Origin of the sequence: Propionivibrio sp. (assembly GCF_047602565.1) — a bacterium.
In the GTDB taxonomy this organism is placed as follows: domain Bacteria; phylum Pseudomonadota; class Gammaproteobacteria; order Burkholderiales; family Rhodocyclaceae; genus Propionivibrio.
In genome coordinates this window covers 4,210,086-4,233,737 of the sequence record NZ_JASGGX010000001.1, presented here as the reverse complement: position 1 = coordinate 4,233,737, position 23,652 = coordinate 4,210,086, and the positions used below count along the sequence as shown (strand labels likewise).

Sequence of the window (23,652 nt, the reverse complement as noted above, 5' to 3'; positions counted from 1 at the left end):
CGGCGCCGCGCGGCGGCCGCCCGCTCAGTACGCCCGCTCAGTACGCCTGGTCCCAGCGCCGGGACAGGCGCAGCGCGCAGTTGATCAGGCCGACCATGCTGTAGGTCTGCACGAAGTTGCCCCACAGTTCGCCGCTGCGCTCGCAGTAGTCCTCGGCCAGCAGGCCGAGCGGGTTGCAGCAGCCCAGCAGCGTCTCGAAGGTATGGCACGCCTCGTCCTTGCGGCCCAGCGCCTGCAGGGCGTAGACGTACCAGAAGGTGCACACCAGGAAGGCGTTGTCCGGCGTGCCGAAGTCGTCCTGCTCGACGTAGCGGTAGATGAAGTCGCCGTGCTTGAGCTCGGCTTCGATGGCCGCCACCGTGGAGGCGAAGCGCGGGTCGTCGGCGGCCAGGAAGCCGAACTCGTGCAGCAGCAGCATGCTCGCGTCGAGCGCGTCGTCGCCCCAGGCGGCCACGAAGGCCTGCTTGCCTTCGTGCCAGGCCTCGCGGCAGATGATCTCGTGCATGCGGTCGGCCTCCCCGCGCCAGTAGTCCTGCCGCTCGCCGAGGCCGAGCTGCCGGGCGATGCGCGACAGGCGGTCGCAGGCGGCCCAGCAGATCACGCTCGAATAGGTGTGCACGCGCTGCCGGCCGCGCAGCTCCCAGAGGCCGGCGTCGGGCTGGTCGAAATTCGCCAGCGCCTTCTGGCCCAGCGGTTCCAGGCGGTGGAAGAGATCCACGTCGCCGCGCCGGAACAGGCGATGGTCGAAGAACATGTGCGTCGCCGACAGGATGGCCGATCCGTACACGTCGTGCTGCACCTGCGCGTAGGCCAGGTTGCCCATGCGCACCGGCCCCATGGCGCGATACCCGGCGAGCGCCGGCGCGGTGCGCTCGTGCAGCGTCTTCTCGCCGCTGATGCCGTAGACCGGCTGCAGCATCCCATGCTCGTGGCCGGCGGCGACGTTGAGGATGTAGCTCAGGTATTTCTCCATCGTGCGCGTGGCGCCCAGGCGGTTGAGCGCGTTGACCACGAAATACCCGTCGCGCAGCCAGCAGTAGCGGTAATCCCAGTTGCGCCCGGAATCGGCGTGCTCCGGCAGCGAGGTGGTCATCGCCGCGACGATCGCGCCGGTGTCCTCGCAGGCGTTGAGCTGCAGGGTGATGGCGGCGCGGATCACCTCGTCCTGCCAGTCGACCGGCACGAACAGGCTGCGCACCCAGGCGTGCCAGTAGTTCTTGGTCTCCTCCAGGAAGCGCCGGCCGACCACCGCCACCGCCTCGTGCAGCGTCTCGTCCGCGCCCAGCATGAAGGTCAGCGTGTCCTCGACGAACACCTCCCGCCGTTCGAGGACGGCGTTGATCGAGGCGTCGGTGGTCAGGCGCAGCGCCGTTTCCGCGCCGACGTAGCGCACGTGGTGGCTGCCGAAGGTGATCTCCGGCGCCGTGCCGCCGTAGTTGAACAGGGGCTGGAGATTGACCGCCATGCGCGGCGCGCCGGCCACCCGGCGCACCTGGCGCACCAGCATCATCGGATGGAACATGCGGCCGAACAGCCGGAAGCGCGGCGCGAAATCGGTGATCTCCAGGCAGCCGCCCTGGCGGTCGTGCAGCAAGGTGGTCAGCACGGCGGTGTTGGCCTCGTAGTGCTGCTGCGCATGCGAGAAATCGACCAGCTCGATGCCGAACGCGCCGCGCCCGGTCTCGTGGTCTCCCGGCTGCAGCAGGTGGCAGAACACCGGATCGCCGTCGAAACGCGGGAAGCAGCTCCAGACGATCCGGCCGCGGTCGTCGATCAGCGCGCTGACCGCGCCGTTACCGATCAGGCCCAGGTTGAGATGGCTCATACACATTCCTTTCTCGTTTCACGCCGGCGGCGGCATGTCCGTATTTTTACACGACGGGGTGACAAATTAGATTTGTGCAAATACAATCGGCCTCCTGATGTTTCGTTTCAACGGCAGTCGGACGGCTTTTCGCCCCGGCGCCCGGCACCGCGCACCGGCCTCGCCGGCGGTGCCCCGCCCGCGCCGCGGCAGATGCCGGATCGGGTTTCCGGCCTTTTGATCCTCTCTCCAGGCCGCCGGGTTCCCCGGCCCGGCTCCCCGGGCCTTTTCCGCCGCGTTTCGCGCTCCGGGTTGCCGGCGCCCTCGCCGGGGCCGGCCCGCCGCCGACCGCCCCGTTCGCAACGGAGATACCGCCATGAACACCCTGCGCCTGCAGTTCCGTTTCATCGCCCCATTGCTCCTGGTCATCGGCCTGGCCGCCTATTTCACCGTGCCGCTGGTCGACCAGCTGTCGCTGCGCTGGACGATCCGCGACCTGAACAGCCGCTCGCACCTGATCGCCAACACCATCAGCGACAACGCCATCAACGCCGTGCTCACCTTCGACGACCGGCGGCTGGAAACCATCTTCAACCGCGTGATCATGGACGAGCGGGTGCTCGGCGTCGCGCTGTGCGACCGCGACGGGAAGTTCTCGGTCAAGACGGCCGGCTTTCCCGAGGAGATCGACTGCGCCCTGGCCGAACGGGTGGCGCACAGCAGCCGGCCGACCTTCAAGCTGCGCCACGGCTCGGTGCACATCGCGGTCGAGCCGCTCAGCCCGCCGCCGCTCGACCTCGGCAAGCTGGTCCTGATGCACGACCTGAGCTACGCCGAAAAACGCAGCGAGGACACGCGCCGCTACCTGATCCTGTTCTTCGTGGTCCTGGGCAGCGTGATCGCCGCCATCACCGTGGTCACCGCGCACCTGTCGCTGCGCGGCTGGCTGTCCGGCGTGCGCGCGCTGCTGCAGGGCAAGGCCCTGCTCAAGCCGTCGCCGCCGCCGAGGCCCGAGCTGCAGCCGCTGGCGCAGGATCTGCGCGCCATGCTGCGCGAACTGGAGGAGGAGCGCCGCTACCGCGAGAATCCGCCGGACATGTGGACGCCCGACAAGCTGCGCGACCTGCTCCACGCCGACCTGCGCGGCGACGAGATCCTGGTGGTCTCCAACCGCGAGCCGTACATCCACGAAAAGACGCCCGACGGGCTGGTGGTCAAGTGCCCGGCCAGCGGGCTGGTCACCGCGGTCGAACCGGTGATGCGCGCCTGTTCGGGAACGTGGATCGCGCACGGCAGCGGCTCCGGCGACCTCGACGCGGTGGACGCCAACGACATCGTGCGCGTGCCGCCGGAAAACCCGTCGTACGCCTTAAAGCGCGTCTGGCTGACGCGCGAGGAGGAGGAAGGCTACTACTACGGCTTCGCCAACGAGGGCCTGTGGCCGCTGTGCCACATCGCGCACGTGCGCCCGGTCTTCCGCGTCTCGGACTGGGAGCACTACCGCGCGGTGAACCAGCGCTTCGCCGCCAAGGTGGTCGAAGCGGCGCACACCGACGATCCGATCATCCTGGTGCAGGACTACCACTTCGCGCTGCTGCCGCAGATGATCCGCAGCCGCCTGCCGCGCGCCACGATCATCACCTTCTGGCACATCCCCTGGCCCAACCCGGAATCGTTCGGCATCTGCCCGTGGCGCACGGAGCTGCTGCGCGGCATGCTCGGCAGCAGCGTGCTCGGCTTCCATACCCGCTTCCACTGCAAGAACTTCATCGAGACGGTCGACCGCTTCCTGGAGACGCGCATCGAGCACGAGCACTCGGTCATCACCCTGGACGGGCAGGAAACGCTGATCAGGAGCTATCCCATTTCGATCAGCTGGCCGGAACCGGAAACCGAGGCCGCGTGGCCGTCGATCGAGGCCTGCCGCGCCGAGCTGCGCGAGCGCTTCGGCCTGCCGGCCGACCGTCTGGTCGCCGTCGGCGTGGACCGCTTCGACTACACCAAGGGCATCCTCGAACGGGCCAACGCGGTCGAGCGCCTGCTGGAAAAGCATCCGGAACTGATCGGCCGGTTCACCCTGGTGCAGGTCGCCGCGCCGTCGCGCAGCGAGCTCGAAGAGTACCGCTACTTCCAGGAGCGCCTCGCCCGCCGCGAGGAGGAGATCAACCAGCGCTTCGGCGAGCGCGGCTACGCCCCGTTCATCCTGTTCGCCCGGCACCAGGACCATGCGACCGTCAACCGCCTCTACCGCGGCGCCGACGTATGCGTGGTCACCAGCCTGCACGACGGCATGAACCTGGTCAGCAAGGAATTCATCGCCAGCCGCAACGACGAGCAGGGCGTGCTCATCCTGAGCCAGTTCGCCGGCGCCGCCGGCGAACTGTCCGAGGCGCTGATCGTCAATCCCTACCACGTCGAGGAAACGGCGGACGCGCTGTACCGCGCCCTGACCATGCCCGCCGACGAGCAGCGTGAACGCATGCGCAACCTGCGCGCCACGGTGCGCGAGCGCAACGTCTACCGCTGGGCCGGCTTCATGCTGCTCGACGCCGCGCGCATCCGCCGCCGGGAACGGGTCGAGGCGCGGCTGCTGCCGCAGGGGGAGAAACATTGATGCGCTACCTCTTTTCCCCGCAGGGCGAAGCGGTCCTGCACCGCTTCGTCAGCCGGCGGACGCTGTTCGCCTTCGATTTCGACGGCACGCTGGCGCCGATCGTCGCCCGGCCCGACGCGGCCAGCGCGCCGATCAGCGTGGAGCGCGCCATGCGCCGCCTGTGCGAGGCGGCGACGGTGGCGATCATCAGCGGCCGCGCGGTCGCCGACGTCCACGGACGGATCGGCTTCTCCCCCCGATACATCGTCGGCAACCACGGCTCGGAAGGGCTGCCCGGGCGGCCGGCCGAACCCGGCGGGCATCCGGCGGTCGCCGCCTGGGAGGCGCAGCTCGCCGCCCTGGCGGACCAGCTGCCGCCCGGCACGCTGCTGGAAAACAAGGGACAGTCGCTGACCCTGCACTACCGCATGGCCGAGCACCGGGAAGCCGCCCGGCACGCGCTCGAAGCGCTGGTGCGCACGCTGGCGCCGGCGCCGCGCGCTTCCGGCGGCAAATGCGTGATCAACCTGCTGCCGGCGGAAGCCGCCGACAAGTTCGACGCGCTGCTCGCGCTGCAGCGCGCCGAACACGCGCCGAACGCCCTCTTCGTCGGCGACGACGAAACCGACGAGGCGGTGTTCCGCAAGGCGCTGCCCGGCTGGATCACCATCCGCATCGGCCATGAGCGGCGGTCCGCCGCCGCCTGGTGCCTGAACTCGCAGACGGAAATCGTCGCGCTGATCGCCCGGCTCGACGCCCTGGTGCGCACGCCCGGCCCGGAGATAAGATAACGGAATGAAAAATCTGCAACGCTTCCTCGAACGCAACGGCACCGACGACCTGATCCTGGCCGCCGTCATCGCCGTCCTCGTCTACGCCGTGCTGTATGCCATCCGGCGGATCGCGGCACACCGCTTCGCCCGCCGCGAGGAGTACCGCGCCGAGCCGTGGAAGAACCTCCTCGCCGGCACGGTGGCGGCCACCCACGGCCTGATGCTGTTCGGCGTCGCGCTGCTGGCCGGCCTGAACAACCTGGAACTGCCGTCCCGGCAGGAAACGCTCGCCGAACGCGGCTTCGCGCTGATCCTGCTGGTGCAGATCGGCCTGTGGGGACGGCGGGCGATCCGCGAATGGCGGCGCCTGCAGCTCCAGCGCTGCGAGGAGAACGAGCGGGGCGCGGCGGTGATGAACTACGGCGTCATCACCTTCCTGACCGAGGCCGCGCTGTGGGTCCTGGTGCTGCTGATGGCGCTCGACAACCTCAGCGTCAACATCACCACCCTGATCGCCAGCCTCGGCATCGGCGGCATCGCCGTCGCGCTGGCCGTGCAGAACATCCTCGGCGACCTGTTCGCCTCGCTGTCGATCGCGCTCGACAAGCCCTTCGTGGCCGGCGACTTCATCGTGGTCGACACCATGATGGGCACGGTCAAGCACGTCGGCCTCAAGACCACGCGCATCCAGAGCCTATCCGGCGAGGAGCTGATCCTGTCCAACGCCGACCTGCTGAAAAGCCGCATCCGCAACTACAAGCGCATGGCCGAGCGCCGGGTGGCGTTCGAGCTGAGGCTGGTGCTCGACACGCCGCCGGAAAAGCTCCGGCGGGCGCGCGAGATCATCCTTGACGCCGTGCGCGCGCAGCCCGGCACCCGGCTCGACCGCGCGCATTTCAAGACCATCGGCGCCGGCAGCCTCGACTTCGAGGTGGTGTATTACGTCCTCACGCCGGACTTCGCCCAGTACATGGACATCCAGCAGGCGATCAACCTCGTGCTGGTCGAACGGCTCGCGGCAGAGGGCATCCGCTTCGCCCCCTCGCAGTTCCTGCACGTCGCCACCGACCCGGCCGCGTGAGGCCCGCCATGACGAGCGCACATCCTCCGCAGCACGGCCCGGCCGCGGAAACGCCGGACGCCGGCCTGGACCTCGCGATCCTGGGCCAGTTCCGCATCATCTTCCGCTCGGTGCGCAAGCACGTGCAGTCGGTCGAAGACCGGCTCGGCATCAGCGGCGCGCTGCTCTGGGCGCTGTCGATCATCGCCGAACGGCCGGGCATCAACCTCACCGGACTGGCCCGCGCCATGTCGATCCACCAGTCCACGGCCAGCAACATCCTGGCCAAGCTGTGCGCCCAGGGCCTGGTGCGCCGGGAGCGCAGCCAGCGCGACAACCGCGTCGCCGGCCTGTTCGTCACCGAGACCGGCGCCGGCCGCCTCGGGGAGGCGCCGGGGCCGGTGCGCGGACTGCTGCCGGACGCGCTCGGCCGGCTGCCGGAAGCCGCGCGGCGCGACCTGCACGGCAACCTGCAGCTCCTCCTCGAACAGATGCGCACCCACGAACGCCCCGGCGAATCCTCCTCGCGGCCGCCCGCCGACCTCTGAGCACGCCGGCGGCGGCCGGCCCCGGCCAAAAAATCGCTTATCGCGCCGATCAAAATTAGTGATTTGCCGGCGCCCCCGCCCGCGCCTAGATTGCACGCTGGCAGTACAGAACCGGCCGCGCCCGCGGCGTCCGCACGGACCTCGGCGACGGCCGGCTTTCCGAACCTTTTTGGAGGGGTCAATCCATGCGTTCCACGAAACTCTTGTCGCTCTGCTCCGCCGCCCTGCTGCTCGGCGGCCTTTCGTTCGGCGCCGCCGCCCAGCAGAAGCTGTACGTCTACACGTCGATGAAGGAATCGATGGTCGGCGGCCTGAAAACCGCCTTCATGAAGAAGCACCCGGACATCAAGATCGACTTCCAGTCGGCCGGCGCCGGCAAGCTGATGGCCAAGATCGCCGCCGAGCGCGAATCCGGCAAGATCCTCGCCGACGTCTTGTGGACCAGCGAAGTGCCGGACTTCTACCAGCTGAAGGCCAACGGCCTGCTGCTGCCGTACACCCCGGCCGAGTCCAAGGCCCTGATCAACCCGCTGCCCGACTACGACGGCTCGTTCACCGCCGCCCGCCTGGGCACGCTGGGCATCGCCTACAACACGCGCCACATCAAGGAAGCCCCGAAGAATTGGGACGACCTCAAGAAGCCGGCCTTCAAGGGCGCCTTCGGCATCGCCAACCCGGCGCTGTCCGGCACCGCCTACATGAGCGTGGCGGTGATCGCCAAGACCTTCGGCTGGGGCTACTTCGAGGCGCTGCGCGCCAACGGCGCCAAGATGGGCAAGGGCTCGGGCCAGGTGGTCGACGACACCGCGTCCGGCGACCTGGTGGCCAGCCTGGCGGTCGACTACATCACCCTCGACAAGATCGACAAGGGCGCCACGCTGCAGCTCGTCTATCCGCCCGAGATGCTGGTCGTCCCGAGCCCGGTGGCGATCTTCAAGAACAGCCCGAACGCCGAGGCGGCCAAGAAGTTCGTGGACTTCATCCTGTCCAAGGAAGGCCAGGCGATCATCGTCGAGGACGGCACGCTGCCGGTGCGCGCCGACGTCAAGCTGCCGGAACGCTTCAAGCAGCTGCCGGCGGTCGACGATGCGATGAAGCGCGCCATGAAGATCGACTATCAGGCGATCATGGCCGAGAAGGAAGCGACGATCAAGAAGTTCACCGACATCATGCAGAAGTGACCGGTGAACCATGGCCAGCATTGAAATCAGGAATGTCAGCAAGCAGTACGCCGGCCGGACGATCCTGTCCGGCCTGTCGCTGGCGCTGAACGACGGCGAGTGCTTCACCCTGCTCGGCCCGTCGGGATGCGGCAAGACCGTGCTGCTGCGGCTGATCGCGGGTTTCGAGGCGCCGGACAGCGGCAGCATCCTGATCGGCGACGGCATCGTCGCCGACGCCGCCTCGGGAGAGATGGTGCCGCCGGACAAGCGCAGCCTCGGGATGGTCTTCCAGGACTACGCGGTGTGGCCGCACATGACGGTCTTCGACAACATCGCCTACCCGCTCAAGCTGGCGGGCGTGGAAGCCGGTGAGCTGCGCAGCCGGACGATGCGCTGCGTCGAGCTGGTCGGCCTGACCGGCCTCGACCAGCGCCTGCCCTCGCAGCTCTCGGGCGGCCAGCAACAGCGCGTGGCGCTAGCCCGCGCGCTGGTCTCCGAGCCGAGCATCCTGCTGCTCGACGAGCCGCTGAACAACCTCGACGCCAACCTGCGCGAGGAAATGCGCTTCGAGATCAAGGCGCTGCAGCAGAAGACCGGGGTCACCATCCTCTACGTCACGCACGACCAGGAAATCGCCCTGGGCATCGCCGACCGCATCGCGGTGATGGACGAGCACGGCGTGCTGCGCCAGATCGGCACGCCGGAGGAGGTCTACGAACATCCCGCGGACGACTTCGTCTTCCGCTTTCTCGGCATCGCCAACTTCGTGCCGTTCCGGCGCGAGGGCGACGTGCTGTACGCCGGCAATTCTCATGAATCGTGGCACGGGGCGCCGCCCGACAAGAGCGACGGACTGCTGACCGCCGGCTTCCGGCCGAGCGACGTGATCCTGTCGCGCGACGGCGACGGCCTGCCGGGCCTGATCCGCCGCGCCAGCTTCCTCGGCGCGCAGTTCGATTACCTGATCGAGATCGCCGGCGCGCTGATCCGCGCGGCGCTGCCCAGCCACGAATGCGTCGCCCGCGGCCTGCTCTTCGCCGAAGGGGACGCCTGCCGCGTGAACCTGGCCACCGTGCAATGGTTCGCGGGTCATATCGCCGCCGCCGAAAAACTCTAACGGGAGCCCTGATGAATACACCAAGAAAACCGGCGTCCGGAGGATTCGGGACGCCTGAACTGCTGTTCCTGCTTTCGGTCGGCGTGCTGGTCGTCGTCGTCGCGTTCCCGATGCTGCTGATCTTCTTCAACGCCTTCTGGGTCGACGGCCACTTCAACGTGGCGGACGTGGTCCAGGTGCTGCAGCGCAAGGAAACCTACCAGGCGCTGCTCAATTCGCTGATCCTCTCCGGCGGCGTCACCGTCACCGGCACCATCGTCGGCACCTTCTTCGCCTGGCTGGTCACGCGCACCGACCTGCCGTTCAAGAAGACCATGAAGCTGCTGTTCCTGGTGCCCTTCATGCTGCCGGCCTTCATCGGCGCGCTGGCCTGGAAGATGCTGCTCTCCCCGCGCGCCGGCTACATCAACCGGCTGTTCATGGACGTGCTCGGCTTCGACACCCCGCTCTTCGACATCTACAGCTACGCCGGGATCATCCTGGTCGAGACGATGTACCTGTTCCCCTTCGTCTTCATCCAGGTCAGCGGCGCGCTCGAACGCATGGACCCGACGCTGGAGGAATCGGCCCGCATCTCCGGCGCGGACCTGTTCACCATCACGCGCAAGATCACCATCCCGCTGGTCATGCCGTCGATCGTCTCCGGCGCGCTGCTGATCATGCTCTACTCGATGGCGCACTTCGGCACCGTGGCCGTGCTCGGCGTCGAGACCGGCATCTACAACATCCCGGTGCTGATCTACGAGAAGATCCACCAGAGCGCGGGCAGCTTCGATTCGATCCGCACCGCCACCGTGCTGGCGACCGTGCTGGTGATCACCGCGGCGCTGATCCTGTGGGCGCAGAACCGGGTGCTGGCCAAGGGCAAGTACCAGATCATCGCCGGCAAGAGCTTCCGCCCGACCGAGCTGAAGCTGCGCGGGCTGCGCATTCCGCTGCTGATCGTGTGCATCGCCTACATCGCGCTGACCATCGTGCTGCCCACCGCCACCATCTTCCTGGTCGGCGGGCTGAAGACCTACGGTTTGCCCTTCACCCTGGAAAACCTGACCTGGGGCAACTACAACCACATCCTGTTCGAGTGGGACCTCACCCGCGATTCGATCTGGAACAGCATCAGCTTGGGGCTGGCCTCGGCGCTGATCACCATGTTCGCCGGCGTGATCATCTCCTACGTCATCGTCAAGATGAAGGTGCGCGGCAAGGGCTTCCTGGAATTCCTCGGCATGCTGCCGTTCTCGGTGCCCGGCTCGGTGATCGCCCTCGGCGTGATCCTGGCCTGGAGCGGCAAGTTCGGGATCAACCTGTACAACACCGTGTGGATCATCCTGGTCGCCTACATCGCCCGCTACATGGCCTTCTCGCTCAAGGCCAACTCGGCGGCGCTGGAGCAGGTGCACGACTCGCTGGTCGAGGCCGCGCGCGCCTCCGGCGCGAGCATGGCGCAGGCCCTGCGCGACGTGGTGGTGCCGCTGGTGCGGCCGGGCATGGTCGCCGCGTTCTTCCTGATCTTCCTGCCGGCGCTGCGCGAGCTCACCGTCTCGGTGCTGCTCTACGGCCCGACCACGCGCACCATCGGCGTGGCCATCTACACGCTCAACGAGGACGGCGAAACGGTCTACTCCGCCGCCCTTGCCGGCATCGCCCTGATCATCATCGTGCTGGGCGAAGTCCTGATCAAACGCCTCGTCACCAGCAAGAACGGCGCATAGGGAAGTCACCATGGCATATATCGAACTGAACCAGGTCACCAAGCGCTTCGGCAGCGTCGTCGCGGTCGACCGCATGAACCTCGAGATCGCCCAGGGCGAATGCATGGCCATGCTCGGCCCGTCCGGCTGCGGCAAGACCACCACGCTGCGCATGGTCGCCGGTTTCGAGGACCTCGACGACGGCGAGATCCGCGTCGGCGAACGCATCATCTCGTCGAAGGCCAAGCGTTACTACCTGCCGCCCGAGCAGCGCAATTTCGGCATGGTCTTCCAGGCCTTCGCCGTGTGGCCGCACCTCACGGTGTACGAGAACGTCGCGTTTCCACTGCACATCCGCAAGCTGCCCAAGGAGGAAATCCACGCCCGCACCGAGGAAGCCCTCAAGCACACCAACCTGCTAGCGGTGGCGCAGGGCAGCCCGGACGACCTTTCCGGCGGCGGCAAGCAGCGCGTGGCGCTGGCCCGGGCGCTGGCCATCCGGCCCGACGTGATGCTGCTCGACGAACCGCTGTCCAGCCTCGACCCGCATTTCCGCGAGGAGATGCGCTTCGAGATCAAGGACTTGCAGCGGCGCTTCGGCTTCTCCATCCTCTACGTCACGCACGACCAGTCGGAGGCCATGGCGCTGTCCGACCGCATCCTGGTCATGCGCGCCGGCGTCGTGCAGCAGATCGGCACGCCGCTGGAGGTGTACAGCAACCCGGCCAACCGCTTCGTCTTCGAGTTCATCGGCCTGTCGTGCTTCATCGAGGCCGGGCTCTCGCCGGAGGGATTCCTCCTCGGCGGCGAACGCCATCCGTGGCCGGAAGGCGTCGCCCCGGCGGGCGAGCTCGTCGCCGCCGGCCGCGGCCTGCTGGCCGCGCGGCCGACGGAAATCGACTTCGTCGGCGAGGGCGGCATCCGCGGCGAAGTGCTGCGCAAGGTCTACCTCGGCGAGACGATCGACTACCGCGTGCGCGTGGCCGACACCGAAGTGCGCATCCAGAAGACGCGGCGCACGCCGGGACCATCGGTGGGCGATGCGTGCGGGCTGCGCTTCACTCGTCCGCACTGGTACCCGGCGACGGAGAAAGGCGGCTGACCACGGCGGCACGGCGAAAAACCGGGACATGCGCACGGAACCCCGTTGCACCATGTCCCAATATGGGACTATAGTATCTCCATGCGAATCGTTGCCGTCAGCCACCTGCGTGTCTTCTGGGAGAAGAACCCGGATGCCGAGCAGCCCCTGAAATCGTGGCTGGATGAGGTGAAGAAGGCAGCCTGGGAGCAGCCGGCGGACATCAAGCGCCAGTACCGCAGCGCCAGCATCCTGAAGAACCGGCGGGTTGTCTTCAACATCAAGGGCAACGACTATCGCCTGGTGGTCTCGGTGGCTTACCGCTATCAGGCCGTTCTACGTGAAGTTCGCCGGCACGCACGCCGAGTACGATGCGATCGATGCCGAAACCGTCGAGATGGAGCACTGACATGGACATTCGCCCGATTCACACGGAAGCCGACTACCAGGCCGCGCTGAGCGAGGTGTCGGCGTATTTCGACAACGAGCCCGAACCCGGCACGCCGGAGGGCGATCGTTTCGAGGTGCTGCTGACGCTGGTGGAAGCCTACGAGGCCAGGCAGTACCCCATCGACCTGCCCGATCCCGTGGAGGCCATCAAGTTCCGCATGGAGCAGGCTGGGCTGACCCCGAAGGACCTGGTGCCGGCGATCGGCCGCCTGAACCGGGTCTATGAAATCCTCGCCCGCAAGCGCCCTTTGACGCTCACCATGATCTGGCGGCTGCACGAGATGTTCGGCATTCCCGCCGAAAGCCTGATCCGCCCGCCCAAGCTGTCGGCCGCGGCCTGAGCGCGAGGAATCGGGCGGCACGCCGGTGAATATCGTTGACCAACACACCGGCTTCCGCCGATGAAGCGCCTGGCCCGCCTGTTCTGCGCGATCGCCCTCGCCCTGCCGCCGTGCGGCGCATGGGCGGCGGAGATCGTGCTCGTCGCCTCGTCCTTCCCCAAGGAAATCCTGTCGGCGTACAAGCGGGCCTTCGACGCGCAGTCGCCGGAGTACCGCGTCGAATTCGTCAATTTCCCGGCGACCAACACCGTCTCCTACGTGCGCGACCGCGCGCCCGGCTCGCGGGCCGACGTCTTCTGGGGCTCGTCGCCGGACACCTTCCGCGCGCTGCGCCGCCACGACCTGCTGCAATCGCTGGCGGACACCGGCAACCCGGCGATCCCGGCCGCCGCCGGCGGGCTGGCCATCGACGACCCCGACCGCTTCTACCGCGGCCAGGCGCTTTCCGGCTACGGCATCATGTGGAACACGCGCTACCTGGAGGCGCGCGGCATCCCCCCGCCCGCCGCCTGGTCCGACCTCGCCCGGCCGGAGTATTTCGGCCACGTGGTCATGTCCTCGGCGTCGCGCTCGTCGACCACCCATCTGATCGTCGAATCGATCCTCCAGGGCGTCGGCTGGGACGCCGGCTGGGCGCTGATCCTGCAGATCGCCGGCAACTGCGCGACGATCACCGAGCGTGCCTTCGACGTGCCCAACAGCATCACGCGCGGCCGCTTCGGCGCCGGCCCGGTGGTGGACTTCCTGGCGCTGTCGGGCAAGTACTCGGGCTTTCCGGTCGACTTCGCCTACGCCTCGCCCAACGTGGTCACGCCGGCCGGCATCGGCCTGATCAAGGGCGCGCGCAATCCGGAGGGCGGCAAGGCCTTCATCGCCTTCACCCTGTCCGAGGCCGGGCAGCGCCTGCTGCTGCGCCCGGAGATCAGCCGCCTGCCGGTGCTGCCCAGCGTGTATGAAGCCGGCGACCGGCCGGCCGATTTTCCGGACCTCCTGGACCTCCTGCGCAGCAACCTGCCGGCATACGCGCCGGACGTCTCGGCGTCGCGCTACCAGATGGTCGGCGCGCTGTTCGACCAGTTGATCACCTTCCGCCACCGCGAGCTGGCGGACGTCAGCAAGGCCATCCACGAACTGGAAAGCGCGCTGCGGCAGAGACCCGACGCCGAGGCCGCGGCGCTGGTGGCGCGCGCGCGGGAGCGGGTGTTCCGCGCACCCGTCCGGGAAGACGACGCGCTGCTGACCGCGCCGCCCCAGACGACGCGCGAGCGGATCGCCGCGCTGGCCGTGCGCGAGGCCGAATGGGCGCGCCAGACCAGCGGCAACCTCGCCGCGGCACGGGCCTGGCTGGCGCAGGCCCGCGACCGGCTGGCCAAGCCATGATGTTCCGGCCGCGCCGCCGCCCCGCCGGCCGCTCCTGGGTGCCGGCCGGCCTGCTGGCGGCCTACCTCCTGATCTTCCTCGCCCTGCCGCTCGGCACGATGCTCAAGGCCGTCTTCATGGGCGAGGCCAGCCGGGGCGGCTGGCGCCTCGGCGAGGCGATCGCGGTCTTCCGCGACAACCCGCTGTACATCGAAAGCCTGGTCAACAGCGTCGCCACCGCCTGCGGGGCCGCGTTCCTCGCCGCGTTGGCGGCCATCCCGGTCGCCGTCGCCGTGTGGCGCCTGCGCCTGCGCATTCCGCTGGTCCTCGGGCTGTTCGGCTTCCTGCCGCTGTTCGTGCCCTCGTTCATGCTGTCGCTGTCGCTGCAATCGCTGCTCGGGCGCGGCGGGGCGATCGGCCTGCTGCTGCAGCCGGCCTTCGATCTCGACCCGGCGCTGTGGGGACTGCCCGGCGTGGCGGTCGTCGAGGCCATCCATTACTTTCCGCTGGTCCTGGCGACGCTGGTCCTGACCACCGCCGACTCCGGCCGCCAGGCCGGCGAGGCCGCCCGCCTAGGCATTTCCTGGTCCCGCCTGACGGCCCGCGTCTTCCTGCCGCTCGGCCTGCCCGGTGCGGCCTTCGGCATGGCCATCACCTTCCTCAAGACGCTGGACGACCTGGCGACTCCGCTGTCCCTCGGCGTCACCAACCTGCTCGCGCCGCAAGCCTATTTCCGCGTGTCCACCTACGGCTTCCAGGACCCGCTCTCGTCGCTGATGGCCATGGCGATGATCGGCATCTCGGCGCTGGTGTGGATCGCCTCCGCCGGCTGCGTCCGCCACGGCATGGCGGACGGCATGGCCGCCGCGTCCGCCGCCGGGCAGACCCCGCGGCAGCGCCGCATCGCCGTGGGCGGACTGGCCGCCGTTTCCCTGTTCTACCTCTTCTGCTACTCCGGCACGCTGCTGGCCTCGCTGGCGGGCATCTGGAGCCACACGCCGCTGCCGGAATCCTACGTGGCGTCGCACTACGTCTCGGCGCTGGAAAACGAGACGGGCAGTTTCGTCAACACCCTGGTCTATTGCGGAATCGCCGCCGTCATCGACGTGCTCGCCGGGCTGACCATGGCGCTCGCCATCGAGCGCTCGCCGGCGCGCTGGCAGCGGGCGCTGTCGTGGGCCGCCACCGGCCTGCTGTGCGTGCCGGGCGTCGCCCTGGCCATCGCCTACCTGCAGTTCTTCCAGGGCATGCAGCTGTTCGGCCGGCCCCTGGACGCCACCTGGTTCCTGCTGCCCATGGCCTTCTCGGTGCGCGGCCTGCCCTTCGCCATCCGCGCCTGCGCCTTCGCCCTGCGGAGCATGCCGGCGCCCTACCTGGAAGCCGCGCTGATGTCCGGCGCGTCGCGCCTGGCGATCGCGCTGCGCGTGGCGCTGCCGATGCTGGCCTTCGGCCTGCTGTCGGCCTTCCTGATCTGCTTCGGCATCGCCGCCGTGGATCTTTCCTCGGCCATGCTGCTGGTGCCCAGCGAGACCGACGCGCCGGTGAGCTACGCCATCTACCTGCACATGCAGACGTCCACCGGGCGCGGCACCGGCTCCGCCCTGGCGGTGCTGACCATCGTCGCCGTCGCGGCGGCCATGGCCGTCGCCGCATTCGCCGTCCGCCGCCGGGGACCGGCCGCCGGCCTGCGGCGTATCGTCCTGCCGGAAAGTCCGGCACAATGAGCCCCGCATCATGAACGACATCCGCATCGAAGCCGACAACATCGCCTTTTCCTACGGCGAGCCGCGCGTGCTGCGCAACATCTGCCTCGCCATCGAGGCCGGCGAGCTGTTTTCCGTCGTCGGCCCGTCCGGCGCGGGCAAATCGACCCTGCTGCGGGTGATCGCCGGGCTCGAACAGCCGTCGACGGGACGCATCCTGATCAACGGCACCAACGTTAACGACATCCCGTTCGCGCAGCGCAGCGTCGGCATGGTCTTCCAGAGCTTCGCGCTGTGGCCGCACATGACGGTGTTCGAGAACGTCGCCTTCGGCGCCTCGCCGCGGCCGGACGCCGCCGGCGCGCCGCTCGCCGCCCGCGTGGAACGGCTGCTCGCGCTGCTCGACATCGGCGAGACGCGCGACACCCGGCCGGCCTTCTTGTCCGCCGGCCAGCAGCAGCGCGCCGCGCTGGCCCGGGCGCTGGTCACCGAGCCGCGCCTGCTGCTGCTCGACGATCCGTTCTCCAACCTCGAACAGGGGCTGCGCGAACAGCTGCGCCGCGACCTGCGCCTGTTGCAGCGCCGGCTGGGGATCACCGCCATCCTGGTCACGCACGACCTGGAGGACGCCTTCAGCATCGCCGACCGCATCGCCGTGGTGATCCGCGGCACAATCCGCCAGATCGGCAGCCCGACGGCGATCTACGACTTTCCCAATTCGATCGACGTGGCGCGCTTCGTCGGCATCGAGAATTTCATCCCCGGCGCGCTCCGGCACGCGGAAACCCCGCTCATCGAATTCCGCTCGCCCGACATCGGCCTGTTCCGCTGGCCGATGCGCGACCGCCCGCCGGAAGGCGACACGGTGCTGGGCATCCGCCCGCACGCGCTGCACATTTGCCCGATCGACAGCTTCCGCGACGGCCGCTACTCCTGGATCGAGGGCAAGGTCGCCGCCAGCGAATTCCTCGGCGAAGCCGTGCGCTACCGCGTCGCCATCGGCACGCTCGAACTCGCCGTCAAGCAGCCGCACCTGCCCGGTTCGCCGGCCACGCCGCCGGGAACGCCGGTGCTGGTCGGCTTCGACCCGGCGCGCGCCCGCCTCTTCTCCGCGCCCGCGCCGGACTGAGCCGCCCATGGACATCCTCAAGCTCCGTTCCTTCGTCATGGTCGCCCGCCTCGGCCACCTGACGCGCGCGGCCGAACGCCTGTTCCTCACGCAACCCGCGGTCACCGCCCACATCAAGGCCATCGAGCAGGAACTCGGCGTCACCCTGTTCGACCGCGCGCCGGGCCGGATCACGCTGACGCGCCACGGCGAGCTGCTGCTGCCGGAGGCCGAGCACGTGCTCGCCGTGTTCGAGGGCTTCTCCGCCAAGGCCCGGCAGATCAAGGGCGAAGTCTCGGGCAGCGTGCAGATCGCCACGGTGGACGACTCGGATTTCCTGCGCCTCGGCGAACTGCTCTACGGCCTGCGCACCGCGCTGCCGCTCTTGCAGTTCAGGACGCGGCTGGTGCCGGCCGACGACGTGGTCAACGGCATCCTCAACGCCGACTTCGACGCCGGCTTCCACATCGGCAACATCGACCACCCGGACATCGGCCTGCTGCCGCTGCGCAGCATCGCCTACCTCGTGGCGGGGCCGGCCTCGTATGGCGAACGCCTGTCGCGCGCGGGCTGGAACGACGTCGCCGGCATGCCCTGGGTCACCCCGCCCGAGCGTTCGCACGTGGCCCGCTTCCTGCGCGGGCTGTTCGCCCAGCACGGCGCGCGACCGAACGAAGTCGTCGAATGCGACCAGCTTTCGGCGATGCTCGACCTGGTGCGCTCCGGCCTCGGCATGGGCCTGCTGCGCGAGGACGTGGCGCTGGACGCGGTGGAAAAGGGCGAAATCGTCCTCTGGCCGCACGGCCGCACCGAGGGCCGCCTGACTTTCGTGTACAAGGCCAGCGCCGAGCACGACCCGGCCATCGTCGGCATGCTCTCGGTGCTGCGCGAACACTGGCAGATCTGACGGCCGGGATGCCGTCAGCCCCGCTTGCCGACGGGGAGCGAAGATTTCAAAGAGATTCCGCGGGAGGCAAAACCACACGGCGGCTTTTCCGGGAAAACACAGTCCTGGACGGATTCGTCAGGCATCGCGCACCCGCATCAGCGCGAAACCCAGCAGGTTGAGCCCCCGCCAGAGGTTCGGGTCGTTCACGTTTTCATCATCCTGGGCGAGGCCTATGCCCCAGATTCTGTCCACGGGGCTCGCCTCCACGAGAACGCGGGAGCCCGTTTGCTTGAGGAACAGGCCCAGTTCCGGGTTCTGGGCAAACTTGGCTTCATTGGCACGGATAACGATGGAGAACCTGTTCGCCAACCATGTTTCTTCATCGAAGCCACGCACCTGGCGACCCAGCGCCTTAGCGGCGCTTGGGGTTGGCGCTTGAAGCACTTGTGCCCGGGTTGCCTGATCGCCGAACAGCGCGGCCTTCTCCGCCATCATGTAGTGTTCCGCCGTTGGATAGCGCCGGCCTTCGATAACGAACGGAGCGCCGTACCACTGGCTAAAGCAGGAGGCAGTTACGCCACTCTTGCTTGCCTGATGCCCCCAGAAAAAGACGTACTCCATCTTCTCGCCGGCGTTGAAGCGGCGACGTAGATATTCAAGAAGACGGGTGTCGCGCACTGCGTGCATCATGGCGCCTGCCGCCGGAAGGATTCGTCATGCCTTGACCGAAGCAAACAGAGACCGCAGTCTGGCGCCCCAGGTGCGTTCGTAAAACGGCTTCACGGATTTGAACATGTAATCGCTGATTCCCGGCTCGCCTCTCTTGAGTACGGCAAAATCAACCAGTTCGCCCCTGGGAGCCGTATCCGCCACCACGGAGCAGGCTTCCTTCATGACCTGAGCAAGATCCCCATCGCCTGCAAAACCGACAACCAGCGATGGTTTTTCGCCGGATGAGGGGTCATGCATCAAGCACAAATACGCGGCCTTGACGGCTGAATGCTTCGCCAGGAAGGCGGTGAGCGCGGATACCATTCCTGACGGGTAATTGGCCGGCTGACCAAGCAGTACCTTGGTTTCCTCCTGCACTACTCTCGTCTGGGCGGAATGGTTCATGCCGGTTTCAAGCAGCGCATGTATCTCGTCGGGCAAGAACTCCTTGCCATGAGACGAGCCCGGGTTGAGCACCAGGGATGACCCGAGAGTCATTTCAAACAGGCTTCTGGCGGGCAAGGCTGCATATTTCGACTCTTCGTCCAGGACGCGCCGCAGGGCTGCGAGACTGGAAAAAAATGGAATGATCGGGGTTCCGTCATTCTTTTTCCAATTCATTATTGATAATTTCGCGCCGGCGGGGATTGTTTTCGCTCCTTCGCCTTCAGCGTCCGTAAAGCCGATCACAAACACGTCGGACGTCATCAATGCCTTGTAGAACTCGGGACGACTTGCCGGGTCGTCGGCGGCGAGCATCAGCTTTCGTTCAAGATCGTTTGGCGATTCGCTCACAGGAACTCCTTCAGGCATGCGCGGACACTGGCGTATCTGACGGCCGGGATGCCGTCAGCCCCGTCGTACGACGGCGGCGAGGATTTCAAAGGGCTTCTCGTGCGTGAAATCGGGCGGATAGCGCTCAAAGCACACGCCCTGATAATCGAGTTCGTACTCGCCCTGCGCCGACGGCCATTGCTCGTACAAAGCGGTGTAGGCCTCGGCCAGCCGGGCCAGCGAGGGGACCGCGCAGCGGACGTACAGCCCGCCCGGAATGCGCATTTCCCGCATGTCGCCCGGCAGGTCGCGGATCGACTCGACCTGCAGCATCGCGCTATAGAAAAAACGCTGCTCGTCGATCATGCGGCTGACGCCGAAGGCATGCACGTTTTCCGGAATGACGGCCCGGGGAACCAGCTCGGCGGCGATGCGCGGCCAGAAAGCCTGCCAGACGGCCGTGCAGTCGCTTTCCGCGCGCTCCATGTCCGTTTCGATCGTTACGCCCGCCAGGCGGGTCTCGGGAAATTCCACAACGGTGAATTCGAGCATCGCTTCTCCTCGCCACAGATGGTCATATTCAATATGAATCGCCGGCCGATCATAGCACGCACATGACGACGACAAACCGGGACATTTCCGAAAAAACGCCGGCATCGGCGGCCGAATCGGGCGGCTGGCGCGGACGGATGCCTACCGGCCAGGCGCTCCATTCACGTCGCCGGCCGACCCGAACAGATTCTTCAGCGCGGTAATGACGCAGCCGGGACTGGTCAGCACCGGGACACCGAGTTCGTTCAACAGTCCGGCGGCCGATGCCATCGATATCTGGGCGAGGACGATCGCCGCGTAGTCTTGCGCCAGTTCCCTGGCCTTGCCGGCGATGATCCCGTCGTGTCCCGGCCTGTCGCCGCGTTTCAGCGCGGCGGCGGCATCGTCCAGCAGGAACGTATCGACGTCGCAAACGGTGCCCAGCGCGGCCGTTTCCGACCGGAACAGGCGTTCCGAGGATGCGACCGCCGCGGGAAAGGTGCAGAGGATCGCCGTCTTCTTGCCCAGCCCGGCGGCTTGCCTGAGCATCGCTCGATCCGCGCCGATGACCGGCGTCGAAAACAACTTCTGGACAAGCTCGAGATACGGGGAGAATACCGTGCAGGTCAGCAGAACGGCCTCGGCGCCGTCCTCGACGGCGGCCCCCACCAGGCGCGCCAGACGGGCGATGCTCGCTGGCGTCACGCATCCCTCGCGTTGCACGAGTTCTTGCAGGCCTTCATCCAGATAGTTCCGGAGTTTCCAATCCTCCCGCGCGGCCGTGGCGCTCATGTCCGCCATGAGCGGAGCCGCCGCGTTGATCGTGACGCTGATGATGCCTGCTGAATGCATGATCCGGCCTTAAAAAATGATGGAAACGAACACGGGTTTCCCGCCGCCATTGGCGAGGGAAACCCAATTCACAAGCCTGTTATCGGTAGAGCGGAACCACCCCGAAGGCAAGCGCCGAGGTGATGAAGATGACGAATATCCCGAGCGTCCATTTGAAGCACGCCCGCTGCCACTCTCCCATGTCGAGCCCCGTCATGCTGAGCAGCAGGTAGATGAATGCCGTCAGCGGACTGAGCATGTGGAACGCTTGCCCGAGCAAGGACGCGAAGCCGATCTCGAAGGGCGTGAACCCATAGAGTTTGCCTGCCTCGAGCAGAACGGGCAGCACGCCGTAGAAAAACGCATCGTTGGACATGAAGAACCCGCCCGGCGCGGAAATCAGGACGACGATGAGTCCCCAGAAACGTCCGAACGACTCCGGAACCACTTTGACGAGGCTGGCCGCCAAGGCGTCCGACATTCCCGAGTTGGTGAACAAGCCCATGAAAGCGCCCGCGCCGATGACCATGATGACGGTCTGGAGAACTTCTCCGGAGTTCGCGTAAATACGGTCCTTCTGCTCGCTGAGTTTCTTGTAGTTGACCAGCAGCGCCACTATCGTCCCGATCAGGAAGATGAATACGGGCTCGAATGCCCCGGCGATCAGCAGGCCCAGGGCACTGACCGTGAGAATGCCGTTGACCATGGCGTTCTTCGGGCGCTTGAGGGCGTCCTCCTCGTGGGTCGTATGGGAAAAAATCGCGTTGATGTCGTGGCTCGACAGGCTCTGAATGCCCAGCCGCCGGCGCTCCGAAAGACCCATGAAGTACGAACCCGCCGTGACGAAGAGGCTGGCGAGCACCATGCCCGGCATCAGCGCGTTCAGCAGCGCCTGCACCTCGATGCCCTCGATCACGGCAATGACCCGAGCCGTCGGACCGCTCCACGGCAACAGGTTCAGGATCGTGTTCTGCAGGATCAGCAGCACGCCGAGATACATCATCTTGAGATTCAGTTTCTTGTAGATGGGGATCAACGCCGTGCAGCAGATCAGCGTGGTCGTGGTGCCGTCGCCGCTGAGCGAAACGACGGTGGCCAGAATGCTGGTTCCCACCAGGACTTTCAGCGGATCGCCTTGCGCCAGCTTGATGATCTTCTTGGTCAGCGGGTCGAAAAGTCCCGCATTGAGCATCAGCGAGAAGAACATGATCGCGAAGAACAGCATGAAAGCCGTCCCCGACGTCTTGGTGAGCCCCTGCTTCACCCAGACGCCGAGCACCTGCAGCTGATCCCACGTGCCTATGCTTTCCACCGAAATCTTCAGGGCTTTTGCCGTGGCCTTCTGGTAAAGACCGGCAATCGACCCGATTGCCGAAAAGAGCAGGGGAATGAAGACGATGGCCGTAAAGGGGTGCATCTTCTTGGTTAGGATCAAGGTCATGAAGACGATGACCATCGACCACGCAAGTACGGTTAACAACATTGCTGCTACCCTCCCTTAATTGATTGAATCCATGTCCGTGCCGCGGTGTGTCCGGGCCGGCGTCTCAGGCGAGAAACGTCTTGTCCTGCAGTCTTCTGAGCTCCCAGATCGTCGATCCGGCGGGTTCTTCGACCATGTCGTAGGTGATGGTCGTGCCGGCGGGAATATCCACCCGCGCCCGGTTGCCGGTCAGCAGGTGGGCGCTGGCGTGGTTGCCCGGCGCAATGGGCCGGGCGGGAACGATGCGGGCGGTCAGCTGGTGGCTGTGGTCGTTTCCGAAGACCTCCCCCGCTTCGATGTCCCGCGCGGCGACCTTGACGAGGTCGAAGCGGGGCAGATACGTATCCGACCCGGTGTTCAAGCCGAGCAGTCCGGCGACGAGAATCGTCGCCGACGTTTCGACTCCGCACAGATGGTAGGGGCGATAGATCACGGCGGCAGTATTGTCGTAGTTGGCGATCTGGCCCTTGGTGGTGAGCACGTGGTTGGAATAGGCGTTGTCGCAGCGGACGACCAGGAACACGCCGCCGCCGAGCCCGGATTCTTCCGGAGCGCGCAGGCATGTCGCCAGGTCGATGATTCCGCGCTCGGAAAACACCCCGCCATTAACCGTTTCGCAGTAGGCGATCGGAATCTCGGTGATCCGCAGCGGAGCGTGCACCAGCGTGCTCACGGCGGGCCTGAGTCCGGTGTAGTTGGCGGCGACGGTCATCTCGCAGAGGTCGTAGGAACCCGGCTGCGGCAGCCTCGACAGGATTTCGGCGCGCTTGGCGATGTACTCGGCCGCCTTTCCTTTCGGGATCATTCCCAGGTATTTGCGCTCTTCCCCGGTGACGGAAATCGTCTCGACATAAGGGGGGTGAATCTTCTTGTCCGTCTTGATCGTGACGGTGCCCCGCTGCTCGTCGTACACGAACTCCCCGTCCGTCGCCTTCCCGCCGGCGATCACCGACAAGCCGACCGATTTCGCCCATTCGTACATCTGGATCAGCAGGCCGTGCTGGTCGCCGTCAACCGGCGTATAGACGACGCCGTGCTCGTCGGCGAGCTTTTTCAGGATGGGGCCGACGCTCGCGTCGCAATCCTTGGTGATCATGGCCACGTGCTTGCCGCGGCGGATGGAGTCCAGCGCATACCTGGCGCTTGCCTCGGGAATCCCGGTGCTTTCGCACACGACGTCGATGATCGGAATCCGAGCGATCATCTCGCACTGGTCGGTATAGACGTGGCGGCCTTTCTCGATCTCGGCCTGCGCCTGCTCGGCGGTGCTGCAATAGACGATGCCGTCGCCGTCGATGCCGGCCTGTTCGTACGCTTTTCTGGCAGCATCTGCGGTAATGTCGGCGACCGCGGCCACGGTCAAGCGGGGAGTGTGGGGTTCCTGCGTGACGATTGCGGTCCCATAATTGCCCGCGCCGATGACGCCGGCGAAAACGCGGTCTTTCTTGGCAAATTTCTCATACAGGTGGTGGTAAATCATTTGTACCCTCTCGATTGGATCACGATTGTCGCGCCCGCGGTCCGGTCGTCGTGCGGGCGCTTGCCTTCCGGGGAGGATTTATACATCCCGTTGATTTTATTGTGAAATTGTGATTATTTATGGAAAGCCATTCAAAATTGGAATGGAAGGAGGACATTGCCG

Annotated in this window: 21 protein-coding genes; 14 read left to right on the top strand and 7 right to left on the bottom strand. The window is 66.7% G+C overall.

Annotation, left to right across the window (positions count from 1 at the left end):
- Positions 1–37: 37 nt before the first annotated feature.
- A complete protein-coding gene (locus QM701_RS19950) occupies positions 38–1,825 on the bottom strand; it encodes a glycoside hydrolase family 15 protein (RefSeq protein WP_415168749.1) in 1,788 nt (595 codons plus the stop codon).
- A 355-nt stretch (positions 1,826–2,180) separates the two neighbouring features.
- Here QM701_RS19950 and QM701_RS19945 point away from each other — a divergent pair, with 355 nt between their 5' ends.
- The 14 genes from QM701_RS19945 to QM701_RS19880 all read left to right on the top strand — a co-directional run bounded on the left by QM701_RS19945 (position 2,181) and on the right by QM701_RS19880 (position 17,698).
- Positions 2,181–4,418, top strand: coding sequence for an alpha,alpha-trehalose-phosphate synthase (UDP-forming) (locus QM701_RS19945; protein WP_415168748.1), 2,238 nt, complete (start codon positions 2,181–2,183; stop codon positions 4,416–4,418).
- On the top strand, positions 4,418–5,188 hold the full coding sequence (otsB, locus tag QM701_RS19940; RefSeq protein WP_415168747.1) for a trehalose-phosphatase: 771 nt from the start codon (positions 4,418–4,420) through the stop codon (positions 5,186–5,188). The genes QM701_RS19945 and otsB overlap by 1 nt, the downstream gene beginning before the upstream one ends.
- Before the next feature lie 4 nt (positions 5,189–5,192).
- Positions 5,193–6,251 carry a mechanosensitive ion channel family protein gene (locus tag QM701_RS19935; RefSeq protein ID WP_415168746.1) on the top strand — a complete coding sequence of 353 codons (1,059 nt, stop codon included), beginning with the start codon at positions 5,193–5,195 and terminating at the stop codon, positions 6,249–6,251.
- Between the two features lie 8 nt (positions 6,252–6,259).
- On the top strand, positions 6,260–6,778 hold the full coding sequence (locus QM701_RS19930; RefSeq protein ID WP_415168745.1) for a MarR family winged helix-turn-helix transcriptional regulator: 519 nt from the start codon (positions 6,260–6,262) through the stop codon (positions 6,776–6,778).
- Positions 6,779–6,963: 185 nt separating this feature from the next.
- A complete protein-coding gene (locus tag QM701_RS19925; protein ID WP_415168744.1) occupies positions 6,964–7,959 on the top strand; it encodes an ABC transporter substrate-binding protein in 996 nt (331 codons plus the stop codon).
- 10 nt (positions 7,960–7,969) lie between these two features.
- Complete coding sequence (locus QM701_RS19920) at positions 7,970–9,058, top strand: ABC transporter ATP-binding protein (protein ID WP_415168743.1); 1,089 nt, start codon at positions 7,970–7,972, stop codon at positions 9,056–9,058.
- A gap of 11 nt (positions 9,059–9,069) precedes the next feature.
- Positions 9,070–10,770, top strand: coding sequence for an ABC transporter permease (locus tag QM701_RS19915; RefSeq protein ID WP_415168742.1), 1,701 nt, complete (start codon positions 9,070–9,072; stop codon positions 10,768–10,770).
- 10 nt (positions 10,771–10,780) lie between these two features.
- On the top strand, positions 10,781–11,851 hold the full coding sequence (locus QM701_RS19910; protein WP_415168741.1) for an ABC transporter ATP-binding protein: 1,071 nt from the start codon (positions 10,781–10,783) through the stop codon (positions 11,849–11,851).
- A gap of 81 nt (positions 11,852–11,932) precedes the next feature.
- Positions 11,933–12,289: a type II toxin-antitoxin system HigB family toxin gene (locus QM701_RS19905; protein WP_415168740.1), complete on the top strand. Its 357-nt coding sequence runs from the start codon at positions 11,933–11,935 to the stop codon at positions 12,287–12,289.
- The gene (locus QM701_RS19900; protein ID WP_415168739.1) at positions 12,241–12,621 is read left to right on the top strand and encodes a helix-turn-helix domain-containing protein; all 381 of its coding nucleotides are present in this window, start codon (positions 12,241–12,243) and stop codon (positions 12,619–12,621) included. The genes QM701_RS19905 and QM701_RS19900 overlap by 49 nt, the downstream gene beginning before the upstream one ends.
- Before the next feature lie 60 nt (positions 12,622–12,681).
- Positions 12,682–14,001, top strand: coding sequence for an ABC transporter substrate-binding protein (locus tag QM701_RS19895; protein WP_415168738.1), 1,320 nt, complete (start codon positions 12,682–12,684; stop codon positions 13,999–14,001).
- A complete protein-coding gene (locus QM701_RS19890) occupies positions 13,998–15,704 on the top strand; it encodes an ABC transporter permease (RefSeq protein ID WP_415168737.1) in 1,707 nt (568 codons plus the stop codon). The genes QM701_RS19895 and QM701_RS19890 overlap by 4 nt, the downstream gene beginning before the upstream one ends.
- 10 nt (positions 15,705–15,714) lie before the next feature.
- A complete protein-coding gene (locus QM701_RS19885; protein WP_415168736.1) occupies positions 15,715–16,812 on the top strand; it encodes an ABC transporter ATP-binding protein in 1,098 nt (365 codons plus the stop codon).
- A gap of 7 nt (positions 16,813–16,819) precedes the next feature.
- Positions 16,820–17,698, top strand: a complete 879-nt coding sequence (locus QM701_RS19880; RefSeq protein WP_415168735.1) for a LysR family transcriptional regulator — start codon at positions 16,820–16,822, stop codon at positions 17,696–17,698.
- 117 nt (positions 17,699–17,815) lie between these two features.
- On the opposite strand, the gene QM701_RS19875 is transcribed toward QM701_RS19880, so the two are convergent.
- The 6 genes from QM701_RS19875 to QM701_RS19850 form a co-directional block, all read right to left on the bottom strand.
- Positions 17,816–18,370: an NADAR family protein gene (locus QM701_RS19875; RefSeq protein ID WP_415168734.1), complete on the bottom strand. Its 555-nt coding sequence runs from the start codon at positions 18,368–18,370 to the stop codon at positions 17,816–17,818.
- A 24-nt stretch (positions 18,371–18,394) separates the two neighbouring features.
- A complete protein-coding gene (locus tag QM701_RS19870; RefSeq protein WP_415168733.1) occupies positions 18,395–19,186 on the bottom strand; it encodes an enhanced serine sensitivity protein SseB C-terminal domain-containing protein in 792 nt (263 codons plus the stop codon).
- A gap of 54 nt (positions 19,187–19,240) precedes the next feature.
- Complete coding sequence (locus QM701_RS19865; protein ID WP_415168732.1) at positions 19,241–19,717, bottom strand: GyrI-like domain-containing protein; 477 nt, start codon at positions 19,715–19,717, stop codon at positions 19,241–19,243.
- 141 nt (positions 19,718–19,858) lie between these two features.
- A complete protein-coding gene (locus QM701_RS19860) occupies positions 19,859–20,497 on the bottom strand; it encodes an aspartate/glutamate racemase family protein (protein ID WP_415168731.1) in 639 nt (212 codons plus the stop codon).
- 130 nt (positions 20,498–20,627) lie between these two features.
- Positions 20,628–22,010, bottom strand: coding sequence for a CitMHS family transporter (locus QM701_RS19855; protein ID WP_415168730.1), 1,383 nt, complete (start codon positions 22,008–22,010; stop codon positions 20,628–20,630).
- A gap of 64 nt (positions 22,011–22,074) precedes the next feature.
- Positions 22,075–23,490: an NAD(P)H-dependent oxidoreductase gene (locus QM701_RS19850; RefSeq protein ID WP_415168729.1), complete on the bottom strand. Its 1,416-nt coding sequence runs from the start codon at positions 23,488–23,490 to the stop codon at positions 22,075–22,077.
- Positions 23,491–23,652: the final 162 nt, after the last annotated feature.